This is a genomic window from Arthrobacter sp. LT660 (genome assembly GCF_056172845.1).
In genome coordinates this window covers 2188253-2211186 of record NZ_CM149651.1, presented here as the reverse complement: position 1 = coordinate 2211186, position 22934 = coordinate 2188253, and the positions used below count along the sequence as shown (strand labels likewise).

Below are 22934 nucleotides of genomic sequence, written 5' to 3'. Positions count from 1 at the left end.
GCGCACGCCGTCCCCACAGGCGACGTTCTCGCTCGGTGCCTCGGTGGTGCTCATGGTCGGCTGCCCTGCTCAGCTCATCCCGACTCCAGGCCTCAATGAAGCGGCCTGGAGCTTCTGGCTGCGGCCGAAGGCCGACAGCGGCGGCAGCCGGCGCGTCCGATCCCCGAGACCCCGCAGGCGCGTGGCCGTGGTGGTGCGGGTGCGGCGGACTAGTTCGACCTCGAAGTCGATACCTCGACCGGCCAGCTCTGCGCCGTGGCGGGTGAGCAGGTCCGTAGGCCGCACCCACTCCACACCCCGTACACGCCGGCCCGCGCCCGGAATCGGTGTTTCGTCGTTGTTACTGCGGAGGCGGGAGGTGTTCGCGGCCTGGACCGCTTCCGGTGCCTCGACCTTTTCGACGGACTCCGTGGCGATGCGGCTTGTGTCCGGCTCGGGCTCATGCTGCGGGTCGTGATTGGGGTTCATGAGTTTTTCGCCTCCTCGGCATCGGTGCGTTCGGTGTTGTCGGAGAGGTGGGCGCTGGCGAACCACCGGCCCACCGTCGATGCATGGACACCGAGTTCGCGGGCGATCCGAGTGTTCGACCACCCCCGGTCACGCAGCTCGCGTGCGTGCGCTCGTCGACTCGTACTCGCGGCGACAGTGTGAGGGCGCGGAGCCGCGTCGATTGCCGGTGAGGCTTCTACTGAGGCGCCGGCATTCGGCGGAGTCGCCAGCGCGCTGGTACGTGACTCCGCGGGTCCAGCGGAGAGTTCTGCCAGCTGCTCGGCAGATCTCAGGCCGTCGGTGGCGGGGAGCGGTCGGGTGAGGATGACCGTCAGGTGGGTGATCGCCAGCAGCACCACCGGAGGCACCGCCGCCACACTGGCGGCCAGCACGTCGGGGACATCGGCATCGGCGGCGACGACGGCATGGATCGCGTTCGCGGTAACCGACACCGCGGCGCCACCGATCAGCAACGCCCACGGATACCAGGTCGACCGGTGGCCGGCGAGAGCGACGACAGCGACGGTGGCGACCACGATGATCCCGTCGACGATCAGCGGCCACGCCCACGCCTGCCTCCCACCGACCCCGGACCGCGCGGCCAGATCAGCCAACGCGGTGAAACTGAGCCAGAAGGCTCCGGCAGCGATGAAAACCGTTCCGGCAACGGCGGTGATCACGGCCCAGCGCCGGCCCGCGTGTCGGTTGCGGACGTGCGCCGTCATCACAGTCCCCGAACCCTCAACGGCGACTGGCGTGTGGTGTCTCGGGCGAACCCGCCATCGGTAGCCAGCGGCGAGGAGCCCTGCACCGACGACGACGACGATTCCCGCCGGCGGGGGAGCGTAGTGCGGTAGGCCGAGCGGACGGTCGCCGTGATTTCCCGCTCACCCAATCCCGCTTCCGAAGCCGCCGCCGACAGCACATCCAAGGTCTCCGAGACCGGAGAGCCGTTCTCGGCGAGGCGACACGCGGCCCAAAACAGGCCACGATTGCGTTCGCCCTCACCACGGGCGGCGACCCACCCCGCCAACCGCGACAGATCCGCCTCCCGCGCCACATCCTGGCTCGCCGGGCGACGAGGTGCCGGACGGGGGTCGAGGAAGTCCCGCAACCGGTCCGCATCCAGGCTTGTGGCGGGGCCAGTGCTGATCGTGTACACCTCATACCGAATCTCGGTGCCGTTGATGAATCGGCGCGACGGCGGGGCGATGATGTAGCCGCCGTCCCCGCGGAAGTCGATCCCGGCACGCGCCGCCTGCCAGGACCGTTGATCCGCCTCCAGGATGGCCGGGAAGTAGGCGTGCATCCCGCCCGACGGGGACCGCACCAAGAACTCCCACCCGTGCACAAGTCCGGCCCCGCCCGCGCGAGCAAATGCCTCGTAACCATTGACCGGGCCGTGCACGTCGACGTCGACGACCACGACACCCGAGGCGGCACCGGTGGGCAGGCCGATGTTCGCCGTCGGCGTTTGCCTCCACCACGCGTCCACCTGGCCGGGATCAGTTGTCGCATCGAGCAATCCATGCTCGGCGATGGGGCGCTTCCCGCCCGGCACGCACGGAAACACCGGGACGTCGGCTGCCGCGAACCCTTGCGCGGCAGCCGACAGTGACAAGGACTTGTTCATCCGCAACAGAGCGGCAGCGAAACCACCGTGCGTGAACATCACAGCCCCCGCACCGAACCCGGCGACACGGCCGCGGGCTCCGGTTTCGGAAGCGGCTCCACCCGCCGACGCGTCACTGGCCGTGCAGGCGCCGACCGCTCGTGCGTGACCTGTTCTCGGGCCGGCTGGCCGCGATGTGATGGTTCACGGTCAAGACCCGGCGGCGTCCCGTCACTGATCTGGGCGCTGTGGAGCTGGTCCAGGATCGTTGAGGCGGTCTTGCGGACGCGCTCGCCGGTGGCTTTGACGATCTCGACCGGTTCCTTGCCATGCACTCTGGCCGCCCACGTCGAGACGTACGGGATGGTGTAGCCGCTGGTGTCCATGTCGTGGGCGGCGCCGATCATGAGCGCGACCGATTCGGCCTCAACCTCCCCGATACCGCGGTGCTGGCGAGCGTCTTCGGCGTCGGGGCCGTGCATCAGAACGTGGCCGAGTTCGTGGGCGAGGGTCTTGACCTGCGCGGCGGGGTCCATGTTCTCGCGGACCGCGACCGTCTTCGCGGTGTAGTCGGTCATCCCGTTGGCGCCGTGGATCATCCCCTCGTGGGGCACCCGCAGCACCGCGAACCCGCGCTCCTCAACCAGCGCGGCCAGGCCATCCCAGAGTCCTGCTGGTGCTTCGCCTTCCAGCAGTTTCGGTGCCGGCGGCTCCGGGATCGGATCGCCGGTGGTCTGGGAGGCGTCCCAGACGTAGGCCGGCCGGACCGCGAACATCTTCGACCGCACCACCTCGCCGGGCCGCGGTTTCTCGCCCTTGCCGAGCCGCCGCCAGGACTCGGCATCCGTCGGGTTCGACGACGCGAAGCGGCCGGTGACCGGGGCGAAGATCATGTACCCCGGCTGACCTTTCTGCACCTGCCGACCCAGGCCCTGCCACTGCCGATACCCGGCCACATGCGACGGCACCGGCTCCGGAACACGACCAGCGTCGTAGCCCGCCCCATGCTGCGCCCAGATCAGCAGCGTGTTTGAGAATGATCTGGCTCTGAACCGTGCTGCGAAGGTGAGCGCGCGGCGCCAATCATCGCCGGAGACGAGCTGTTCGACAGCACCGGTCAGGCGCTCGTGCAGCTCGTCGAGCTTCGCTTCTCGTGCGGCCTGGTCTTGCTCCCGTGTCCTGACCATCGCCCGGTCTCCTCCCGCTACCCTGAGCACCGGGCCGATCGGGCTCGGTGACCATCAGGTGCGCCGGGAATACCAGCAAGCGTGAGACGGACAACGGATGGGCGATGTGACTGTCCGGCGCGGTGGTGAACCCGACGTATCCCCACCGGGTTACCAGCCCACAAACCGCCCTGGTGCGGTGTCGGGCGATGATGCGGATGTGCGTATCACCGAAACGGACATGTGTATCGTAGTCTCAGGCTGGCGCCTGATTCCGGCTGAGCTGCCGATAACGGGTCGGGGTAACCCCGACCGCCTGGCGGAACATCCGGGCGGCATGGCCCCGACTGTGCCAGCCGACCTGACGCATTGCTGCCTCGACGGGCAGATCGCCATATCTTCGGTGCCGGGCCTGCCGACATCCAGGATCTGGGCAGGCTCGGTGTAGCGGGCATCCATGAAATCCTGAGCTTCAAGCCGATCGGCGAGCATCGGTGCGTGTTGCCAGTACACCTGATCAACGAGGTAAATTCTATCCAGATACAGCGTTGTGGCGGTGATGGTCTCCTCCGGTTCGTTGCCATATAAGGTGTGTGCCGCCAGGATGACCACATTGCCCGGACGCACCGTTCTCTCGCCGAACTCGCTATACAGCAGGGCGGACCCCGCCCGAATGAAAATGATTTTGACGCAGTCAAACGCGACAGGTCCGACAGGATGACGAACGATCATCGTCCGGGCAACGATCGGTGAGAACCTGTTTCTGCTATCCACCCAACGCCCCCTTGTTTGAATCCTCGACTGCTATCGATGGCAGCACCGGCCAGTTATACCGGCAGCGGTTCCTTCTGGACGGTGCTGCAGGTGGATCCGGCACAGGGGCAGCGGCTTAGTGCGGCGTGGATGGCTGTTTCGGCGCTGCCTGGGGCTTCCGGCAGGCGGGTGAGGAGAATCAGGGCGGCTGTCCCGGCCGCCGCGCTCGTTAGGGTCAGGATGGGTGCGTATCCGAACGGTTCCTGCAGTAGCCCGATACCTGTGTATCCGACGGCGCCGAGTCCTGAAGCGACGCCGAGGATTCTCGCGAAGGCTGGGCCGACTGAGGTCTCGCCGGCTTTTTTGGCTGAGGTCACCAGCAGCGGAAGTGTTCCGGCGAGCCCAGCACCTGCAATGGCCATCGCCGCGGGGGTCCATGCCAGTGGTACATATGGCATGGCCAGGGAAGCAAGCACTCCTGCGCCCGCGGCGGAGAGCATGACGGTTCGAAGCTTCACCCGGCGCACCCACAGTGCAAGGAGTATCCCGCCGACGGCCGCCGACGCGCTGTAGGCTGCAACGGAGTAACCAAGCAGGGCATGGGTCGCGCCCAGATCCGCGGCCAGGATCAGTGGGGCGCTTGCCATGACTGTAACGCCGGTCAATGACAGGAGCGCCGCCGCGGCTACCGGCATCACCATGGATGGGTTGTCCGCTGATCCCGATGGAGTAGGATATTTGTGCTCGTGCGGTGCTGCGCTGCGCACGGTGCGGGAGAATAGAAGGCCGACGGCGACGGCCAGCAGCGGCACGGTGAACGGCACGGCGGCCGCTCCGGCCAGGGAAGTCACACTGCCGAGGACTGCCACCGGTACCAGCGCGGCCCCGGCCATTCCCACGGCGGAGAACACGGCCACCGGCAGTGACTCCTGCCCGGCTGGCGCTGATCGTGCCACCAGTGCTCCGGCCGCGGGATGAAACATTGCCGATCCCAGGCCGCCAGCCGCAACGGCGGCGATCGCCTGCGCCGGGTGGACAGCGGCGGGGAGTAGCCCGTACCCAGCGGCGGCCAGGAACGCGCCGGTGATGGCTAGGGCGCCGTCGCCGAACCTTTGGGCCAAGCGTGCTCCCAGTGGCTGGAACAGCGAAGCCGAGGCCAGCGCGACGGAGACAAGAATTCCGAGGACCGCCGGGTCTGCGTCGGTTCGGTTTTGGATCACGGCTTGGAGCGGGATGAGGCTGCCGGCAAGGCCGTCAAGGAACAGGTGGGCCGCTCCGGCTGCAATGGCGATTACGCTCACTGTTCCCAGGATGCGTTTGGTCCGGATCACGGGCGGCCTCCACCCTGGCAGATTCCGGCGCAGGTGCGGGAAACCTCGGTGATGACGGTCAGGACAATCGACCAGTTTCCGACCTGTTTGCTCAGCACGCCGCGCAGTGTCGTATTCACTGTGGCCCTCCTACGGGCTCGAAGCTGGCCTCAGTCTCCAGCTCAGCGGCGTGTGCCCGGCGCGCGATCGCCGAACGCAGCTGATTCACGGCGCGGGCGCCGCCGACCCCTACGGCGCCGGTGATCCGGTCTTCGGCGTCGAAGAAGGCGAGGGCGAACCGGGGAGAGTCGAGGTTTCCGAGAATGAACTGCTCACGGACGCCGTTTGCCGGGCTGCCGAGGATGGTGAGTTTGGTCCCGTGTACATATGTGCTGTAGCTGGCAGTCGCCGGCGGGATGAGCGGCTGCGTGGACCCGACCTCGGACGGCTCCCCGTGCAGGTCCCGAAGAATGGCCGCGGCGGCCGATCTGCCCTGGCTGATGGCGGCGCCCCAGTGTTCGATCCGTGCAGGTTTCCCGTCGAGTCCCGGTACTGCCGCGGCGTCCCCGGCGGCGTACATTCCAGACAATCCCTCAACGCGCTGATCCTGATCCACCAGGATTGCGCCTGGCCGGCGTCCTGCCTGTAACGGTATCCCGCTGCCCTCCAGCCACCCCGTGGCGGGAGTGACACCCAAAGATGCGAGAACGACCGCGGCGTGAAGACTGTTTCCAACGGCGAGGCTCACCAGCAGCGCTTCGTCCGCGGCCCGTATTTCAGTAATGGTGGTGGCCGGGCGGAAGTCGACGCCGGCGGTGCGGTGCGCTGTGGCGACCCACTGCGCGATGGTGTGTCCCAGATGGTTTCGCATCGGCAATGGTGACGGGTCGGTCAGAGTGACCTGGCATCCTGCTTCGAGCAGTACCGCCGCGGTCTCCGTGCCGATCAGGCCCGCCCCGGCAATCACCACATGACCCGGCAGGTTGGCAATGGTGAGAGCCCGCAGGCGTTGTGTGTCTGCTGCGCTCCGGAGACGAAGGACGCGGCTCCGGGCTCCGTCATCCACGGCGGCGGTCAATGCGCGAGGTTCTGCGCCGGTGGCCAAGAGCACCGCGTCGGCCTCAATGGTGGCGCCGTTCTCCAGCTCCACGGTCCGGGTTGACGGGTCAAGGGCTGTAACGTTCGTGCCCAGCTGCCATGCGTAGCCCGGCAGATCCATCCCGGGCAGGATGATGTTCTCTAGGTCCACCGCGCCGGAGAGAAGACCCTTATTGACGGTGGTCCGGTTATAGGGTGCCAGGTTTTCCGCTCCGATCACGGTTACTTCCAGGTCTGTGCCTGACTGGTGCAGTGCCTGGGCGGCGGAGCTTCCGGCCGCTCCAGCTCCAATGATCAGAATCCGCTTGCGCATCATGTGTGTTCCTTTCTTTTCGGGTACCCCAGGAGGGTATATTTCAAACATACCTCATGGGGGTATCCGGAGTACACCTGCTTTGATTGAGTAGAATCCCCATCCCGTCCGGCCACCCACACGGCTCCGGTTTCATGACGACAACTCAAAGTGTGGACATCAATACAGTACCGGGCTAGGGTATCAGTTGTACGGTACCCACCTAGGGTATCAAGATTGGTTGTATCGCATTGTCCGGAGGCACCTAAATGCCGACGGTGGCATGGAAACCAAATACTGAGAATGAATCCGAGAAGGGAAAAGCCGATGTCCTCTGCGAACAGCACGACCGATGTGCGGGCAGGAGGTAGGGAGTGGGCCGGTCTTGGTCTGCTGGTCCTGCCCTCCATGCTGCTGTTTATGATGCTTACCATCCTGTTTCTGGCGATACCGCATATTGCCGCTGATCTGGAGCCCACCAGCATCCAGATGTTGTGGATCCTGGACATTTACGGTTTCCTGATGGCCGGATTCCTGGTCACGATGGGAACCCTCGGTGACCGGATCGGGCGCCGAAGGCTGCTGATGATTGGCGCGGCGGCGTTCGGTATTGTTTCCGTGGCCGCGGCCTATACGGATGATCCGGCCATGATGATCTTCTGGCGGGCCATTCTCGGTATCGCGGCGGCTGCGCAGATGCCGGCCACACTGGGCCTAATCTTCTCCATGTTCCGCGATCCGAAGCAGCGTGGGGTGGCCATCGGTGTCTGGGCGGCAGGCATTTCCGCTGGAGTGGCACTGGGCCCGCTGCTGAGCGGACTTCTGCTGGAAGCCTTTTCCTGGCGCGCAACGTTCCTGGTGGCGGTGCCGGTGATGCTGTTGGTTGTCATCGCCTCACCGCTGTTGTTGCCTGAGCACCGCGACCCGAACGCGGGCAGGCTCGATCTGTTCAGCGCGGTACTCTTGGTGGCCACCCTGTTGCCGATCATCTATGGGATCAAGGCATTTGCCCGGGAGGAAGCTCTGACGGTACCGCTGCTGACCATCGCCGCCGGCCTGGGCTTCGGGCTGTGGTTCGTGATGCGCCAACTGCGTTCCGCGTCACCTCTGCTGGATGTGCGGCTGTTCGCCAACCGTACGGTCAGCGGTGCGCTGGTCGTGTTCCTTCTCTCCGCAGCAGGACTGGGCGGCGTGTACTTCATGTTCACCCAGTACCTCCAGCTGGTCGCGGGACTCTCGCCGCTGCAGGCCGGGCTGGCGGTCCTGCCCGCAGCACTGATCCTGATTGTCGTCTCGATGCTCTCACCGGTGCTGGCACGAAAAATCCGTCCCGGCAACGTGATCGCCATCGGCCTCGCGGTGCAGGTGATCGGTTACCTCCTGCTCACCCAGGTGGAGAGCACCTCCGGACTGCCCCTGCTGATCGCCGGATTCATGATTCTCTACCCGGCCGTCGCACCGTCCATGGCCCTCACCACGGACCTTGTGGTCGGTTCGGTGCCGCCGGAGAAAGCAGGAGCAGCCTCCGGACTGGCCACCACGGCCAACGACCTCGGCATTTCGCTGGGCGTGGCGGTCATCGGCAGCGTCGGGGTCGCCACCTATCGCGGCCAAATCGACGGCGCACTTCCCGCAGGCCTGTCCGCCGAGGCGGGAGCCTCCGCGCGGGACAGCATCGACGGCGCCATCGCGGCCGCCGGCGAGCTCCCCGCGGAATTGAGTACGGCACTGCTGGAGACCGCGCGCGCGGCCTTCGCCAGCGGACTCAACGTCGCCGCCGCCGTCGCCGCCGGGATAGCCGCCGTCGCCGCAATCCTCGCTGCCACCCGGCTGCGGCACGTACCGCCAACAGGTTCGGCGCCAGCCGAGCCGGAGGCCGAGCATACGGCGACCGAAGTGGATGCGGGGTAGGAATCCAGTGTCAGTTCAAGCTTCCCAACCGGCCCGGGGGCGTTTGCGTCAGATCGCAGCATTGCCCTACGACGCAGTCCTGTTTGACATGGACGGGGTTCTCACCCAGTCGGCGACAGTGCACGCGCACGCCTGGAAGGAGCTCTTCGATGATGTTCTCCAGGATCCGCGGCTGGCGCTCGGAGAGGGCATGCGGGCCTTCGATAGTGATTCGGACTACCGTCTGTATGTTGATGGCAGGCACCGTGAGGATGGTGTTACCGCTTTTCTGGCCTCGCGGGGATTGAAGATCCCCGCGGGCAGCCCGGGAGACGGGGAGGATGTTTGGTCTGTCCACGGTCTGGGTGCCAGGAAGAACGCTCTGTTCCAGGAAGTGGTTGCCCGGGACGGAATCCGGGCCTTTCCGGGAACTGTTGCGTTGCTGGGCCGGCTGCGCAGTGGTCGGGTACTTGTTGGTCTGGTGACGGCCAGCCGCAATGCCGGGGCGATGTTGAAGGCAGCTGGACTCGAGGCAGAGTTCGATGTCGTTATTGACGGAGAGACAGCTGCCGAGCGGGGTCTGCCCGGCAAACCGGATCCATCCATGTTTCTTGAGGCCGCCCGCCAGCTCGGTGTGCCGCCCCAGCGTACGGCGGTGATTGAGGACGCCGCCGCTGGCGTTCAGGCGGCCCGCCGCGGCGGTTTCGGACTGGTCGTGGGAATCGACCGTACGGGCCATCGAACCCAATTGGAGCTGGCAGGCGCCCACATCGTTCTTGGCGATGTCGCCGAACTGGATCTGGGCTCCACGCGCGCCGATCCATGGACCCTGGTCTACCAGGGGTTCGACCCGGCACACGAAGGACACCGCGAAGCGCTCACAGCCCTGGGCAACGGGTATATGGCGACCCGTGGAGCGCACCCGGAACGCAAAGACGACGGCGTTCACTATCCGGGCACCTACCTTGCCGGCGTCTACAACCGCACGGCCAGCACCATGCACCGCCGCGAATTGGAGGAAGAGCACCTGGTCAATGTCCCGAACTGGCTGCCAGTGGATATTCGTATCGGCGACGGTCCGTGGTGGTCAACGGGAGACATCAACACTTCGCAGGAAAGCGTTGAACTCGATCTGCGCCGGGGCCTGCTCACACGCCGAGTAATGTTGTCCGCTCCGGGGGCAGGACGGCTCTCTATTGTGCAAAGGCGGCTTGTCTCCATGCACAACCCTCATCTTGCCGCTTTGGAAACAACCATTGCTGCTGATGGCTTCACTGGCACCGTGAGTGTGCGCACCGGCATAGACGCAGGTGTTACCAACACCAACGTCCGCGACTACGTCGGCACAGGCCACCGCCATCTGAGCGCCCCCGCTTTCACCGAGCCCGACGGCGACACGGTCCTGTGCGAAGTAGAGACCAATCGGAGCCGGATACGCATCGCACTCGCCGTGAGAACCATCGTCAGCTGCGGCGGAAAAGTGGAACCCGGATCGGTGGACGGAACCGGGCAATACCGGCGGCAGTTCGATGCCCGGTTAGCCGATGGCCAGTCGGTCACCATGGACAAGACCGCCGCCGTGGTGACATCGCGTGATGGGGCGATCTCCTCACCTGCGACGGGTGCGCTGGCCGAACTGGCCGGCAGCGGACGGGGTGTGAGCGAACTGTTGGAAGACCACGAAGCGTCCTGGAGGCGTCTCTGGGACCGCTTCGCGATCACACTGGATACAGACGCGCAGTCCCAATTGGTGCTCAACCTACACGTACTTCACCTGCTCCAGACGATCTCCGTGCACACCGCCGTCCTGGACGCGGGAGTGCCGGCACGAGGCCTTCACGGCGAGGGCTACCGGGGCCACATTTTCTGGGACGAACTATTCGTCTTTCCGGTGATCGGGATCCGCGTCCCTGGAATCAGCCGAGCACTGCTGGACTACCGCTGGCGAAGGCTGGACGCTGCGCGCGCCGCAGCCAAGACCGTCGGCCTTGAGGGCGCGCTCTTTCCGTGGCAGAGCGGAAGCGATGGGCGGGAAGAGACCCCAAAAGAGCTCTACAACACCCGATCGTCCCGGTGGATGGAAGACAACTCGTACCGCCAGCGGCACGTGGGACTGGCAGTGGCCTATAACGCGTGGCAGCACTATCAGGTATCAGGGGACCGCGATTGGCTGTTGGAGCGCGGAGCGGAACTGATCGTTGAAGTGGCCAGGATATTCGCATCCCTGGCCACCTTCGACCAGGCAGAGGACCGCTTTCATATCTCCGGTGTGATGGGTCCGGACGAATACCATGACGGATACCCGGACGCGCCCGGGGCAGGAATCCGCGACAACACCTACACCAACGTCCTGGTCTCGTGGGTCTGCGAGCGGGCCTGCGATGTCATGGTGGAGCTGGCCGGCCATCCGGCCAACGAACTCACCGATCGGCTACACATCCGACCGGAAGAGATCAGCCTCTGGTCCCGGCTCGCGCGCAGGCTCTCCATTCCCTTCCATTCCGATGGCGTATTGAGCCAGTTCGAGGGGTACGCGGATCTGGCCGAACTCGACTGGGCGCACTACCGGGCCAAGTACGGCAATATTGGCCGGCTGGACCTGATCCTCGAAGCGGAAGGTGACGCCACCAACCGGTACAAGCTGGCCAAACAGGCGGACGTGCTGATGCTGATCCATCTCCTCGGCCCCCAGGGAGTGCTCAAGCAGCTCCACCGGCTCGGCTACCCCTTCAGCGATTCGGACCTGGAGCAGACAGTCGAGTACTACCTAGCCCGCACCGCGAACGGTTCAACGCTCAGCCGGGTGGTACACGCCTCGGTATTGTCCAGATTTGATGAATCACGGGCCTGGGAAGTCTTCCGCGAAGCCCTGGTGGCCGACCTGGACGACACCCAGGGAGGCACCACCCAGGAAGGAATACATCTGGGGGCAATGTCCGGGACCGTCGACCTGATCACCAGATCGTTTGCCGGACTGCAGACAGAGGCCAATGCCCTGACCTTTGCCCCGCGGCTGCCGGCGCACTTGGGCAGGATCTGTTTCCAGCTGCGATACCGCGGACACCGCGTCGAGGTCACCCTGAGCAAGGACCGAATCCTGATCCACCTCCAACCCTGCACCGCGCCGGCCGTGCGCATCGGTGTCGCCAGCAACTATGTCGAACTGGCAGGCGGAGAATCCAAGGACTTCCCAATGGCCGCCGCCGACCCTGACAGGTCCGGTCCGGAAACACCTGACGGGCAACGAGATCAACTGCAACCGAAGGTAGGAACAGATGAGTAAAACGCGGGTGGCAATCAATGGATACGGCGTCATTGGCAAGCGGGTAGCGGATGCGGTGCTGCTCCAACCGGATATGGAACTCGTCGGCGTTGCCGACGTCGTTGCCGATTGGCGTATCCAGGCGGCGGCCAACCGGTTCACTGTGTTTGCGGCCACAAACGAGGCGCGGGTTGTCATGGAACGAGCCGGAATCACCGTCGTGGGCGGGTTGCAGCTGCTCTTGGAGGAGGCCGATGTCGTCATAGATACAACTCCCAAGCAGGTTGCCGCAGATAATCTGGCAGGCTACCGGGCGGCCGGCGTGAAAGTGGTGCTGCAGGGAGGTGAATCCCACGAAACCACAGGGCACTCGTTTGTCGCGCAGGCCAATTACGACAGCGCGTTGGGCAGGGACATGACCCGTGTGGTCTCCTGCAACACCACCAGCATCGTCCGTGTCCTTGGCGCATTCCAGGATGCAGGCCTTCTGGCCAAGGCGCGCGGGGTCCTCATCCGCCGGGCTACCGACCCGTGGGAATCACATGTGGGCGGAATCATGAACACCATGGTTCCCGAACCGACAATCCCATCACATCAGGGCCCGGATGCACAGACAGTCCTTCCGGATCTGGACCTGGTGACCATCGCAGCCAAGGGCGCGCACACGCAGAGCCATAACCATTACTGGACGCTTCAGCTGACCCGCCCGGCCGGGCGCGAGGAGGTCATCGCCGCCCTTCGCGCCGCACCACGCATCGCCTTCATCCGCATGTCGGACGGGCTCGTTGCCCTGAACTCGACCATTGAGCTGATGAAGGATCTCGGCCGGCCCAGGGGAGACATGTGGGAAGTGGCTGTGTGGGAAGACCTGATCACCGTCCAGGGCGACGAGGTTTTCCTCACCTATCAGGTATACAACGAAGCCATTGTGGTGCCCGAAACAATCGACGCGATCCGGGCACTGACCCGTACGGCGCCGGACGCGGCGACTTCCATGAGAATTACCGACTCCACCCTGGGCATGCGGCAGGACTTCCTGGCCGCGAAGACCTCGACGGAGGGGTAGCCGGCATGCGCAGAATCCAGAACAGAGGTACCCCCAGAGGGTATTTGTCATCCATACCTTATGGGGGTATGCTTAGTACACCCGGGGGGTACCCGGCAATTTCCAACCGAGAGGAGCACGTCACCATGGCGAGCAATACCTACACCGTAAAGGGCATGACCTGCGATCACTGCGTCGGATCGGTCACTGCTGAAGTCACCAAGATCCCCGGCATCACCGATATCTCGGTGGACGTCGCCGCCGGACGCCTGACCGTCGACAGCGACGGACCCATTTCGGATGACGCAATCACCGAAGCAGTAGAGGAAGCCGGCTACGAGGTAGTCGTCCCGGCGTGATCCATTCCGGTCCGGCGGGCTCATGCCCGCCGGTCCGGCGGGCACCGCCGATAAGCAACCGCTGAACAGGTCACTGCCTGGAAGGCAGACTATGAAAGGCAAGTAACGCAATGCGCACTCCCATCAAATTGGCCGCTTACGGCGGAATTCTTGCTGTGGCTTTCGCCGGGGCGCTCGGAACGGGCAGTGTTCTCGGCAGCCCGGTGCCTCCTGCTGAGGAGACGCATAATATGGAGGAGATGGACGGCGGGTCAACTTCTTCTTCGGAAGCCGGTGCGCACAGTGAAATGCAACCGGACCAGCCAACCGCTGGGGGCGAATTGCCCGGAGGGTTGATGGTCTCCGAGCGTGGCTACACCCTCCAGCCCGAAACCGGAATCCTTCCAGCCGGATCGGCAACACAGCTGAACTTTCAGATCCTGGCCGCTGACGGCGAGCCCGTCACCGAATACGAGCAGAGCCACGATAAGGACATGCACCTAATCGCGGTCCGCAGCGACACCACCGGTTTCCAACATGTGCACCCTGAGCTCTCGGAGGACGGGACGTGGAGTGTGCCGGTCGATCTGACCGCCGGTACCTGGCGGGTCTTCGCGGACTTTGTTCCGGCAGACAATGAATCGGACGAAGGTCTAATCCTGGGTGTCGATATCGCGGTTGCCGGCGAGTACACACCGGAAGAACTGCCAGCCGTATCAAGAACCGCTGAAGTCGACGGCTATACCGTGACCTTGGACGGAGAGCTCGTTCCCGGCGCAGAATCCGAACTCACGCTCTCCGTCAGCCGCGACGGCGAACCCGTGACCGATCTGCAGCCGTATCTCGCAGCCTACGGACACCTCGTCGCACTCCGGGACGGCGACCTCGCGTACCTGCACGTGCACCCGGCCGGAACCCCGGGCGACGGCCAAACCGAGTCCGGACCAGCCATCACCTTCTACACCACTGTCCCATCGGCGGGGGATTACCGGTTGTATCTGGACTTCCAGCACGACGGCGTGGTCCGCACCGCGGAGTTCACCGCCACCGCCGACCGGGCGGAGACATCCGCCGACGCCAGCGAAGAAGCGCCCGAACAAGAGGAAACGACCGATGAGGGCCACACGGACCACTAGACCGGACTTTCCAAGACCAGAACCAGCACCTCAGAAGGAGGAGCCATGAGCACCATTCCGGACAGCATCCGGCAACAGCCGGTCAACGCGGGCCAGATTGAACTGGCCATCAGCGGAATGACCTGCGCCTCATGCGCAAACCGCATCGAAAAGCGCCTGAACAAGCTCGACGGCGTGACCGCGACGGTCAACTACGCCACCGAAAAAGCCAAAGTCAGCTTCCCCGCCGGCATTGAGCACGAGGACCTCGTGGCCGAAGTGGAGAAGGCCGGCTACACCGCCAAACTGCCCCAGCTAAAAAAGCCGCAGCAGGGTACCGGCCAGGATGAAGATGCGGCTGAGGAAGGTGCCGGGGAACTGAACAGCCTGCGCAACCGGCTGGTGGTCAGCACACTGCTTTCCATCCCGGTGATCGCGATGGCAATGATTCCAGCGCTGCAGTTCACCTACTGGCAGTGGCTTTCCTTCGCGATGGCCGCCCCGGTGCTGGTATGGGCCGCACTGCCCTTCCACAAGGCAGCGTGGGCGAACCTCAAACACGGTGCCGCGACCATGGATACGCTCATTTCCATGGGCACCATCGCCGCATTCGCCTGGTCCAGCTACGCCTTGTTCCTCGGCACCGCCGGTGAACCCGGGATGACCCATCCCTTTGAGCTCACCATCGCCAGGATGGACGGCACATCGAACATCTACCTTGAAGTAGCAGCTGGGGTCACCACCTTCATCCTGGCGGGCCGATACTTTGAGGCAAAGTCCAAGCGCCGCGCCGGAGCCGCACTGCGTGCGCTGCTGGAAATGGGCGCCAAGGAAGTCTCCGTCCTCCGCGAAGGACCAACCGGTAAAACCGAGGAACGCATCCCCGTGGACGCCCTGACCGTTGGCGATGAATTCATTGTCCGGCCGGGGGAGAAAATCGCCACCGACGGCGTCATCACCGAGGGCTCCTCCGCAGTTGACGCTTCCATGCTCACCGGTGAATCAGTGCCCGTGGAAGTGGTCCCCGGAGACAACGTCACCGGCGCCACCGTCAACGTGGGCGGGCGTCTGCTCATCCGAGCCAGCCGGGTTGGATCCGACACCCAACTGGCGCAAATGGCCCGCATGGTCGAAGACGCGCAGAACGGCAAGGCACAGGCACAGCGGCTCGCGGACCGGATCTCCGGAATCTTCGTACCCATCGTCATCGCTCTGGCAGCAGGCACTCTCGGCTGGTGGCTCGGTACCGGCAGTGGCGCCGAGTACGCCTTCACCGCGGCGGTCGCCGTGCTGATCATCGCTTGCCCGTGCGCCCTTGGCCTGGCAACACCTACCGCATTGCTGGTCGGCACGGGCCGCGGAGCGCAGCTCGGCATCATCATCAAGGGTCCCGAGGTCCTTGAATCCACCCGCAAGGTAGACACCATCGTCCTGGATAAGACCGGAACGGTCACCACCGGACGCATGACTCTGCTCGATGTGGTTGCAGGCACGGGTGAGGACCGGGACGAGGTGCTCCGGCTGGCCGGTGCGCTGGAGGATGCCTCCGAACACCCCATTGCCCAGGCAATTGCCAAGGGCGCCACCGAGAAAACCGGAGACCTTCCGGGGGTGGAGGACTTTACCAACCTTGAAGGAATGGGCGTCCAGGGCGTTGTTGACGGACGCGCCGTTCTGGTAGGACGCGCCAAGCTGCTGGCCGACTGGTCCCAGCCGCTCACCGCGGAACTGGAACGCGCCAAGGCCGACGCCGAAGCGGACGGCCGCACTGCCGTCGCCATCGGCTGGGACGGTAAGGCCCGCGGAATCCTGGTTGTTGCGGACGCTATCAAGGACACCAGCGCGGAAGCGATCGCGCAGTTCAAGCAGCTCGGCCTCACCCCGGTGCTGTTGACCGGTGATAACGAGACCGTTGCCCGCTCGGTCGCCGCCCAGGTGAACATCGAGCAGGTGATCGCCGAGGTCATGCCGCAGGACAAGGTCGACGTGATCAAGCGACTCCAGGGCGAAGGGAAAGTCGTGGCCATGGTCGGCGACGGCGTGAACGACGCCGCTGCCCTGGCCCAGGCTGACCTGGGCCTGGCCATGGGAACCGGAACCGACGTCGCCATCGAGGCCTCCGATCTCACCCTGGTCCGCGGCGACCTTCGGGCCGCGGCGGATGCCATCCGGCTCTCCAGGCGGACCCTTGGCACCATCAAGGGAAACCTGTTCTGGGCCTTCGCCTACAACGTGGCTGCCCTTCCGCTGGCCGCCGCCGGACTGCTCAACCCGATGCTCGCCGGGGCGGCCATGGCGTTCTCATCCGTCTTCGTCGTCTCCAACAGCCTCAGGCTTCGCGGATTCAAACCGCTGCGAAGCAACAGGCAGGACAAACCAGCCACCACGCGGGATAGTGCCGCTGCCGAACCGAAGCACCTGACCGGTGCAGGCACGGAGCGCTGACGGGCGCATCAAAGTACGATCGCACTTCGTTAACCGACGGCCGGTGGACTCGCAACCTACGGGTTCGCCGGCTTTCGATCGTTCGACGAGCGCCCGCAAAGCCCCAGGGCCAGCCGCTCCCACCCAACCGGAAACCCTGGAATGGAGCAGACGGCATGTTGACTGGTCGTCCCTGAATCACCGTTGATAATTACTCTGTAAACCCGCGAATCAAAAGCACACTGTAAGTGCATACGTGTGCACTTATGTGCTATAAATGAAACCAATTGTTCCAAGGAAAGGGTTTCATTGTGCTTGAGGTACTTCGGGTGACCGCCTACCGGAAGCTGTTCACGGCGCAGATCGTGGCGCTACTGGGAACCGGTCTGCTCACTGTTGCGCTTGGCCTGCTGGCGTTCGATCTGGCCGGCGGACAGGCCGGCGCGGTGCTGGGCACGGCATTGACCATCAAGATGCTCGCCTATGTGTTCGTTGCTCCGGTGATGGCCGCGTTGGTGGAGCGCCTCCCGCGCAAAGCGGTGCTGGTCTGCGCTGATCTGGTGCGGGCCGGCATCGCCCTGGCGTTGCCGTTCATTGACCAGGTTTGGCAGATATATGTCCTGATCTTCATTCTGCAGTCGGCGTCGGCTACTTTCACCCCGGCGTTCCAGTCGCTGATTCCTGTGGTCCTGCCGAAAGAGAAGGACTACACCCGGGCGCTCTCGCTGTCCCGGCTGGCTTATGACCTGGAGTCCTTGCTCAGCCCGGCCCTGGCTGCTGCGTTGTTGACGGTTATGTCCTACAACAACCTCTTTGTCGGGACGATGGCAGGATTCCTCCTCTCCGCCCTGATGGTCGTTACCACCCGGCTCCCGCAGCTGGCCCCCGCGGAACGGTCCGGGGCGCTGATGCACCGCACCACCCTGGGCACCCGGATCTTTCTGCGCGAACCGTCTCTGCGCGGTCTGATGGCACTGAATCTGGTGGTCGGCTGCGGAACTGCACTGGTGCTGGTTAATACGGTCATCTATGCCCTGGACATCTTCGACGGATCCAACACAGACCTCGCGATCGCTCTGGCCTGTTACGGTGCCGGTTCAATGGTCGTGGCGCTCGCGGCGCCACGGATCCTTGACCGGATTCCGGACCGGTCGCTGATGGCCCTGGGGGGAATCATCCTTCCCCTGGCGATCACCGCGGCAGCAGTGATCGCGTGGAGAGGGGAATCCTGGCCGTTACTGCTCGCCGTCTGGACCGTACTCGGGGCGGGAACCTCGATGATCAACACTCCCTCGGCAAGGTTGCTGCGCAGGGCTGCAACCGACAACACACGTTCCTATCTCTTCACCGCCCAATTCTCCCTCTCACACGCCTGCTTCATCATCACCTACCCGGTCGCAGGCTGGATCGGCGCCGCCGCAGGACAGTCCGCCGCCGCCGTCGTACTGGCGGTTCTGGCTACACTGGGGACACTGGCCGCACTTCGTTTGTGGCCGCGTCGCGAGAGTGCGACAACCGATGCGCTTGCGCAGGAAGGCCGCTGATGTGACCGAAGTTCCGCAGACCCCGGCGCCGAGCCTCCACCACCCGGATGCCCCGGATGAGCTTCGCCTGGAAGCGGGCGCGGCCACGTTCCGGATGCTCTCCGATCCGACCCGGCTGCACATCCTGTGGCTATTGACGCTGGGCCCTGCGGATGTCACATCCCTGGTGGAGGCCACCGGCAGTACCCGCACCTCTGTCAGTCAGCATCTGGCGAAACTGCGATTCAGCGGCCTGGTCAGCACGCAGAAAATCGGGCGGAACGTGGTCTACAGCATCATCGACGGCCACCTGTCCCGCCTAGTGGCCGAGGGGCTGAACCACGCTGACCATCGCGTCACCGGCGAACCGTCGCACGGATAAGACCGAAGACTGCGTGCCCGGGAAACTGCGCTTCAACAACGCGTAGTGATTCGGTGTCAGGACCTGACGAGGCGCGCGATGGCGTCGGAGGCTTCCTTCAGCTTGGCCTTCGCCTCGTCGCCGCCGGTAGCCGCCGCTTCGAGTACGCAGTGACTCATGTGGTCATTGAGCAACCCGAGGGCTACTGATTCCAGTGCCCGGGTCATGGCCGAAACCTGCGTCAGAATATCGATGCAGTACTTCTCATCCTGAACCATCCCCTGCAGTCCGCGGGCCTGGCCTTCGATACGCTTCAGCCGCCGCTGGTAGTCCTCTTTGTTGGAGATGTAGCCGTGCGCTCCACTGTGCTCGTCCATTTGGGCGACAGTCGCCGTCGTCGTTGTAGCCATGATTGAATCCTCTGCTCGCAGTGTTAGTGGGAGTTGCTGCCGGGTGCTGAAGCGGTCGTACCATACAGGGTACCCCCCTATGGTACCAAATTATGAACAGGAAAGGTATCCACGTTGGCCAGCGCAAGGCAGGGCCCGCAGTCACTTGCCCTTTAGATCCTTGCAATTGCATACCCCCATGCCGTATCGTCGATAAACGTCACGCATACCCCCTACTGGTATTAGGAGAAATTGATGGGACATCATCATCACGCCCCAAGCGGCGATGAGAAGCGCAACGAAGACGAGATCGCTTACTGCCCGGTTATGAAGGGTTCGACGGTGCTCAAAGCCGACGCCGAGGAGGAGGGGCTGGTGCGCGATTACAAGGGTAAGCGCTATTACCTCTGCTGCGATGACTGCGCGCCGATGTTCGACGCCGACCCGGACAGGTACGCAACCGCCTAACCAATCCGGGAAACAGTTCGCAAAACAATCTACTGACCATCCTGACCGCTGGAAGGAGCGTTACGTGTTTGCCGTTGTTTCACTGCTTGCCGTGGTCTTGGCCGTCATCCTGGGCGTGTTCGGCGCAGCGATGGCTTTCAGGATCGCACGTAAGCCCGTCGAGGCGCTGCCCTATGAGTCCGGTTCCCTGCCGGAGCAGCACGCATTCTCCCGGTACCACGTTCGTTGGTATGCCGTCACCCTGCTGTTTCTGGCCTTCGATATGGAAATGATCTTCATGTATCCCTGGGCTGTGGTGGTCGCGGACATGGGCGCTTCGGCCGTCATCGAAATGTTCGCGTTCCTGGCCGTCCTCTTTGTTGGTGTGGTCTATGTATGGCGGGAGGGCGCGCTGCGATGGTCATGATGAACCGACTGCGGACATGGGCACTGGCCCGTCCAGGTGTATTCATCATCGACGCGCCCGGCAACGACCGGTTGCGGTGGCTGGTCGAAGCTGAAATCGACCGCCGCGGATGGCAGGTGGCGTTATCCCCGGCGGATGCGGGTTTGATGCTGACCATCGGAACGCTGCCGCCGGGCCTGTCGCAGGCGACAGACGTTCTGTGGACCCAAATGCCCCAGCCACGACACCGGCAGGTCATCGACCAAAGCGATATCGCCTGGCAGTTCGACGCCGCTGTCGCAGCCCTCACCACACCGTCCGCTTACGAAGCGAACCCTTCTGATCCAGCAACCCAACTTTCCTCGGCGCAGGACGCTACGGGCGGCTCGGATTCCGGGCATCAGGATCCGGCCCATGAGATGGATTCTAGTGACCCGGACGCCGACGGGATAAGCCCGCACGATATGGGTGGCCACAACGTGGGTGAGCACAGTGATCACATGATGGACAGTCGCAGCGGTGATGACATGGGCGGCCACGACGGCCACGCCATGGAGTCGGACGCGGATCCCGGAATGGATCCCGACGGTCGTGGAATGGACCACAGTGCTCATACGATGGATCACAGTGCTCACTCCGGGCATGACATGGGCGGTCATATGCATCATGGCGGCGATGTTGCGGGGTTGGCGATGGCGGGGACGGCTCCGGACCGGGATGGTTTGGAGCTGGATGAGTTGAAGGTGACCCTGGGTCCGGTGCTGCCGGGCTGGCCGACCGGACTGGTGCTGAAGGGTTCGATGCAGGGTGATGTGCTGACCGGTGTGTCGTTGTCCTGGTTGGACGGTCCAGTCCCGGATTCGGCGGTTCAGCATTCTGAGTCGGATGCGGCGGCCGTCGCATTGGATGCGCTGGCAGGGTTTCTTCTGGTGGCCGGTTGGCCGTTGCTCGCACGCCGGGCGCGGGACGCCCGCTGGGCTCTGTCAACGGACACTGGCACTGCCGGGGAAAGGGAGCACGGCCGCAGGACCGCCGCTGCGGTGGCGCGCAGGGTGGCCCGCTCCCGGTTCCTGGCCTGGTCAGTCAGCGGGATAGGTGACGACGACGCCGGATCGGCTCACAGTCCGCGAGTCACGGCGGCGCGCGGCGCCGTTAACGACCGAATGACCGGCGATGTCCTGGACAGGGTCCGCGCGCTGGCCGCGGTTGCGGCGGGGGATACGTCGTCGTTGCCGCGGGTTGCTCCCGAGCACATTGAGACTCTTCTTGAGGGCGCTGAGCTCGCGGCAGCGCGATTGATCGTCGCCAGTTTCGTGTTTGATCCGGCGCCGGTGTTGCTTCCGGATGGACCTGGAAATGACAGGTCCGGACATGACGGGTCGGGACATGGCGGGGCCGGACATGACTGATCCGATGGGCGGAACCGGCATGACCCTGGCCGCGGCGTGGGGGCTGTTGCCTGCCGTGCTGGCCGTCGGCGTGGCGGCGTTGATCCTGGGGACGGTTTTCGCGGTTGCTGACAGTGTTGTCCTCAGCGGCGGCCGGATGCGCAGCGCGGTGGAGCCGTTCCGCTCGACGGCGCGGTGGCTGGCGCAGCAGCGGCGGACAACGCTTGCCCCCGACCGGCTGCTGTGGCGATCAGGTGTCATCGCCGTCCCGGTTTTGGCTGTGTTGTCCCTGGCGGTGGTGCCCATCGGCGGGCGCACACTGTTGTCCACCAGCGCGGATCTGGTGTGGTTTAACGCCATGGAGGCGCTGCTGTGGGCGGCCGTGTGGCTGGTGGGATGGGGCCCCAACGCTGTCCACTCGCTGGTTGGCGCCTATCGGTTCCTGGCGCAGGGGCTGGCCTATGAACTGCCGCTGATGTTCGCGCTGATCACCGCCGGACTGGGAGCCGGCTCGCTGCGCACCACTGACATTGTCGCAACACAGGAAAACCTGTGGTTTGTGGTCACCATGCCGGTGGCTTTTGTCGTGTTCCTGGCCAGCGCAGCGGCGTTCGCCTTCTGGGGCCCTTTCGCGTCACCGGCCGGCGCGGACATCGCCGCCGGCGTGATGTCGGAGCTCTCCGGGGTGGACAGGTTACTCGTCCAGGCGGGACGGGCAGTTGTTCTGGGTGCGGCGGCGGCAATGTCCGTTGCGCTGTTCCTCGGCGGCGGTGCCGGGCCGTGGCTGCCGGAACCGGTCTGGTATCTGCTCAAGACCCTGCTGGTGATCCTGGCGATGGCAGCTATCGGGCGGCGGATCCCGGTGCTGCGTCCGGACCGGTTTGTGGAGTTCTCCTGGATGGTGTTGATACCCGCAACACTGCTGCAGACACTGTGGGTTGGCCTGTTGGTGCTCTCGGGGTTCTACCCATGAGCGCCCGGGTAAACGGCGCGCGGTTGGACCGCGCAGGGACAGGCAGCACCAGGATCAACAGGGAAGGGACGGTGTTTCGGTGATGCTGACTGGAATGGCGATTGTGGCTGTGATCGTACTTGGACTCGTTTCCGTGGCGGCCGGCGTCGCGGTGTTCGTGGTGGACTCCATGGCGAAGGCCACCTTCGCGTTGCTGGTCTCGTTCTTGGCCGTGGCAGGAGTCCTGCTGGCGATGGAGCTGACGTACCTTGCGGTGGTTACCGCGCTGATGATGACGATCGAGATGGCCATCATGGCCGTGTTCATGATCATGTTCATGATGAACCCGGCGGGTTTGATGCCGATGACCATGGTCCACAACGCCCGCGCATCCGCCGTGGCCGGCGTCGTCGTTTTTGTTGTTCTGGTCCTGGGGATCTGGACCATTGACTGGCCGGCCCGTGTTGGGAGCCTGCCCGCTGACAGCACGCGGCAGCTGGGTGAGGCGATCATGGGCAGCCACATGCTGGTGATGCTGGTGATCGGCGTAGGGCTTTTCGCGACCATCATTTCCGGCACGGTCCTGGCCACGCACCGCGGACGTTATGACCGCTTCGGACCCGATCTACGGGCCACCAAACCGAGTGACCCGGTGGGCGGTGGGTTTCGATGAC

General features: G+C 64.5%; 22 protein-coding genes. 13 read left to right on the top strand and 9 right to left on the bottom strand.

All coding sequences use genetic code 11. The features are described 5' to 3' along the window. Nucleotides 1–69 precede the first annotated feature (69 nt). From AC0QSG_RS10190 to AC0QSG_RS10155, 8 genes are all read right to left on the bottom strand, one after another. Nucleotides 70–468, bottom strand: coding sequence for a hypothetical protein (locus AC0QSG_RS10190; RefSeq protein ID WP_019482631.1), 399 nt, complete (start codon nt 466–468; stop codon nt 70–72). Next, a complete protein-coding gene (locus AC0QSG_RS10185) occupies nt 465–1214 on the bottom strand; it encodes a DUF2637 domain-containing protein (RefSeq protein WP_019482630.1) in 750 nt (249 codons plus the stop codon). Before AC0QSG_RS10185 ends, AC0QSG_RS10190 begins: the two co-directional genes overlap by 4 nt. Further along, complete coding sequence (locus AC0QSG_RS10180; RefSeq protein ID WP_475375276.1) at nt 1214–2161, bottom strand: bifunctional DNA primase/polymerase; 948 nt, start codon at nt 2159–2161, stop codon at nt 1214–1216. The genes AC0QSG_RS10185 and AC0QSG_RS10180 overlap by 1 nt, the downstream gene beginning before the upstream one ends. After that, on the bottom strand, nt 2161–3288 hold the full coding sequence (locus AC0QSG_RS10175; RefSeq protein WP_475375275.1) for an ArdC-like ssDNA-binding domain-containing protein: 1128 nt from the start codon (nt 3286–3288) through the stop codon (nt 2161–2163). Before AC0QSG_RS10175 ends, AC0QSG_RS10180 begins: the two co-directional genes overlap by 1 nt. Nucleotides 3289–3438: 150 nt before the next feature. Beyond that, nucleotides 3439–4041, bottom strand: a complete 603-nt coding sequence (locus tag AC0QSG_RS10170; RefSeq protein ID WP_337459694.1) for a hypothetical protein — start codon at nt 4039–4041, stop codon at nt 3439–3441. A 53-nt stretch (nt 4042–4094) separates the two neighbouring features. Continuing rightward, on the bottom strand, nt 4095–5351 hold the full coding sequence (locus AC0QSG_RS10165) for an MFS transporter (RefSeq protein ID WP_475375274.1): 1257 nt from the start codon (nt 5349–5351) through the stop codon (nt 4095–4097). Beyond that, complete coding sequence (locus AC0QSG_RS10160; protein WP_019482626.1) at nt 5348–5470, bottom strand: hypothetical protein; 123 nt, start codon at nt 5468–5470, stop codon at nt 5348–5350. Before AC0QSG_RS10160 ends, AC0QSG_RS10165 begins: the two co-directional genes overlap by 4 nt. Beyond that, nucleotides 5467–6744, bottom strand: a complete 1278-nt coding sequence (locus tag AC0QSG_RS10155) for an NAD(P)/FAD-dependent oxidoreductase (RefSeq protein ID WP_019482625.1) — start codon at nt 6742–6744, stop codon at nt 5467–5469. Before AC0QSG_RS10155 ends, AC0QSG_RS10160 begins: the two co-directional genes overlap by 4 nt. Nucleotides 6745–7047: 303 nt before the next feature. Between AC0QSG_RS10155 and AC0QSG_RS10150 the strand changes: the two genes are divergently transcribed. From AC0QSG_RS10150 to AC0QSG_RS10115, 8 genes are all read left to right on the top strand, one after another. Further along, nucleotides 7048–8631 (top strand): MFS transporter, encoded by a 1584-nt coding sequence (locus tag AC0QSG_RS10150; RefSeq protein ID WP_019482624.1) that lies wholly within the window; start codon nt 7048–7050, stop codon nt 8629–8631. Between the two features lie 7 nt (nt 8632–8638). Continuing rightward, a complete protein-coding gene (locus tag AC0QSG_RS10145) occupies nt 8639–11893 on the top strand; it encodes a beta-phosphoglucomutase family hydrolase (protein ID WP_475375273.1) in 3255 nt (1084 codons plus the stop codon). After that, complete coding sequence (locus tag AC0QSG_RS10140; RefSeq protein ID WP_026041049.1) at nt 11886–12938, top strand: type II glyceraldehyde-3-phosphate dehydrogenase; 1053 nt, start codon at nt 11886–11888, stop codon at nt 12936–12938. The genes AC0QSG_RS10145 and AC0QSG_RS10140 overlap by 8 nt, the downstream gene beginning before the upstream one ends. Nucleotides 12939–13063: 125 nt before the next feature. After that, nucleotides 13064–13276 (top strand): heavy-metal-associated domain-containing protein, encoded by a 213-nt coding sequence (locus AC0QSG_RS10135; protein WP_019482620.1) that lies wholly within the window; start codon nt 13064–13066, stop codon nt 13274–13276. Nucleotides 13277–13611: 335 nt separating this feature from the next. After that, a complete protein-coding gene (locus AC0QSG_RS10130) occupies nt 13612–14391 on the top strand; it encodes a hypothetical protein (protein ID WP_475375272.1) in 780 nt (259 codons plus the stop codon). A gap of 45 nt (nt 14392–14436) precedes the next feature. Further along, nucleotides 14437–16815, top strand: a complete 2379-nt coding sequence (locus AC0QSG_RS10125) for a heavy metal translocating P-type ATPase (RefSeq protein WP_019482618.1) — start codon at nt 14437–14439, stop codon at nt 16813–16815. A 290-nt stretch (nt 16816–17105) separates the two neighbouring features. After that, on the top strand, nt 17106–18338 hold the full coding sequence (locus tag AC0QSG_RS10120) for an MFS transporter (RefSeq protein WP_475377301.1): 1233 nt from the start codon (nt 17106–17108) through the stop codon (nt 18336–18338). Between the two features lies 1 nt (nt 18339). Further along, nucleotides 18340–18699, top strand: a complete 360-nt coding sequence (locus tag AC0QSG_RS10115) for an ArsR/SmtB family transcription factor (RefSeq protein WP_019482616.1) — start codon at nt 18340–18342, stop codon at nt 18697–18699. Nucleotides 18700–18755: 56 nt separating this feature from the next. Here AC0QSG_RS10115 and AC0QSG_RS10110 read toward each other — a convergent pair whose 3' ends face one another. Then, nucleotides 18756–19088: a metal-sensitive transcriptional regulator gene (locus AC0QSG_RS10110; RefSeq protein WP_019482615.1), complete on the bottom strand. Its 333-nt coding sequence runs from the start codon at nt 19086–19088 to the stop codon at nt 18756–18758. Nucleotides 19089–19322: 234 nt separating this feature from the next. On the opposite strand from AC0QSG_RS10110, the gene AC0QSG_RS10105 reads away from it, so the two are divergent. The 5 genes from AC0QSG_RS10105 to AC0QSG_RS10085 all read left to right on the top strand — a co-directional run bounded on the left by AC0QSG_RS10105 (nt 19323) and on the right by AC0QSG_RS10085 (nt 22933). Beyond that, nucleotides 19323–19535 carry a YHS domain-containing protein gene (locus AC0QSG_RS10105; RefSeq protein WP_019482614.1) on the top strand — a complete coding sequence of 71 codons (213 nt, stop codon included), beginning with the start codon at nt 19323–19325 and terminating at the stop codon, nt 19533–19535. 64 nt (nt 19536–19599) lie between these two features. Beyond that, complete coding sequence (locus AC0QSG_RS10100; protein WP_019482613.1) at nt 19600–19941, top strand: NADH-quinone oxidoreductase subunit A; 342 nt, start codon at nt 19600–19602, stop codon at nt 19939–19941. Continuing rightward, nucleotides 19932–21329 (top strand): hypothetical protein, encoded by a 1398-nt coding sequence (locus AC0QSG_RS10095; protein ID WP_019482612.1) that lies wholly within the window; start codon nt 19932–19934, stop codon nt 21327–21329. Before AC0QSG_RS10100 ends, AC0QSG_RS10095 begins: the two co-directional genes overlap by 10 nt. Continuing rightward, nucleotides 21322–22281 carry a complex I subunit 1 family protein gene (locus tag AC0QSG_RS10090; RefSeq protein WP_202802717.1) on the top strand — a complete coding sequence of 320 codons (960 nt, stop codon included), beginning with the start codon at nt 21322–21324 and terminating at the stop codon, nt 22279–22281. The genes AC0QSG_RS10095 and AC0QSG_RS10090 overlap by 8 nt, the downstream gene beginning before the upstream one ends. 94 nt (nt 22282–22375) lie before the next feature. Further along, nucleotides 22376–22933: an NADH-quinone oxidoreductase subunit J gene (locus tag AC0QSG_RS10085; protein ID WP_026041046.1), complete on the top strand. Its 558-nt coding sequence runs from the start codon at nt 22376–22378 to the stop codon at nt 22931–22933. Nucleotide 22934: the final 1 nt, after the last annotated feature.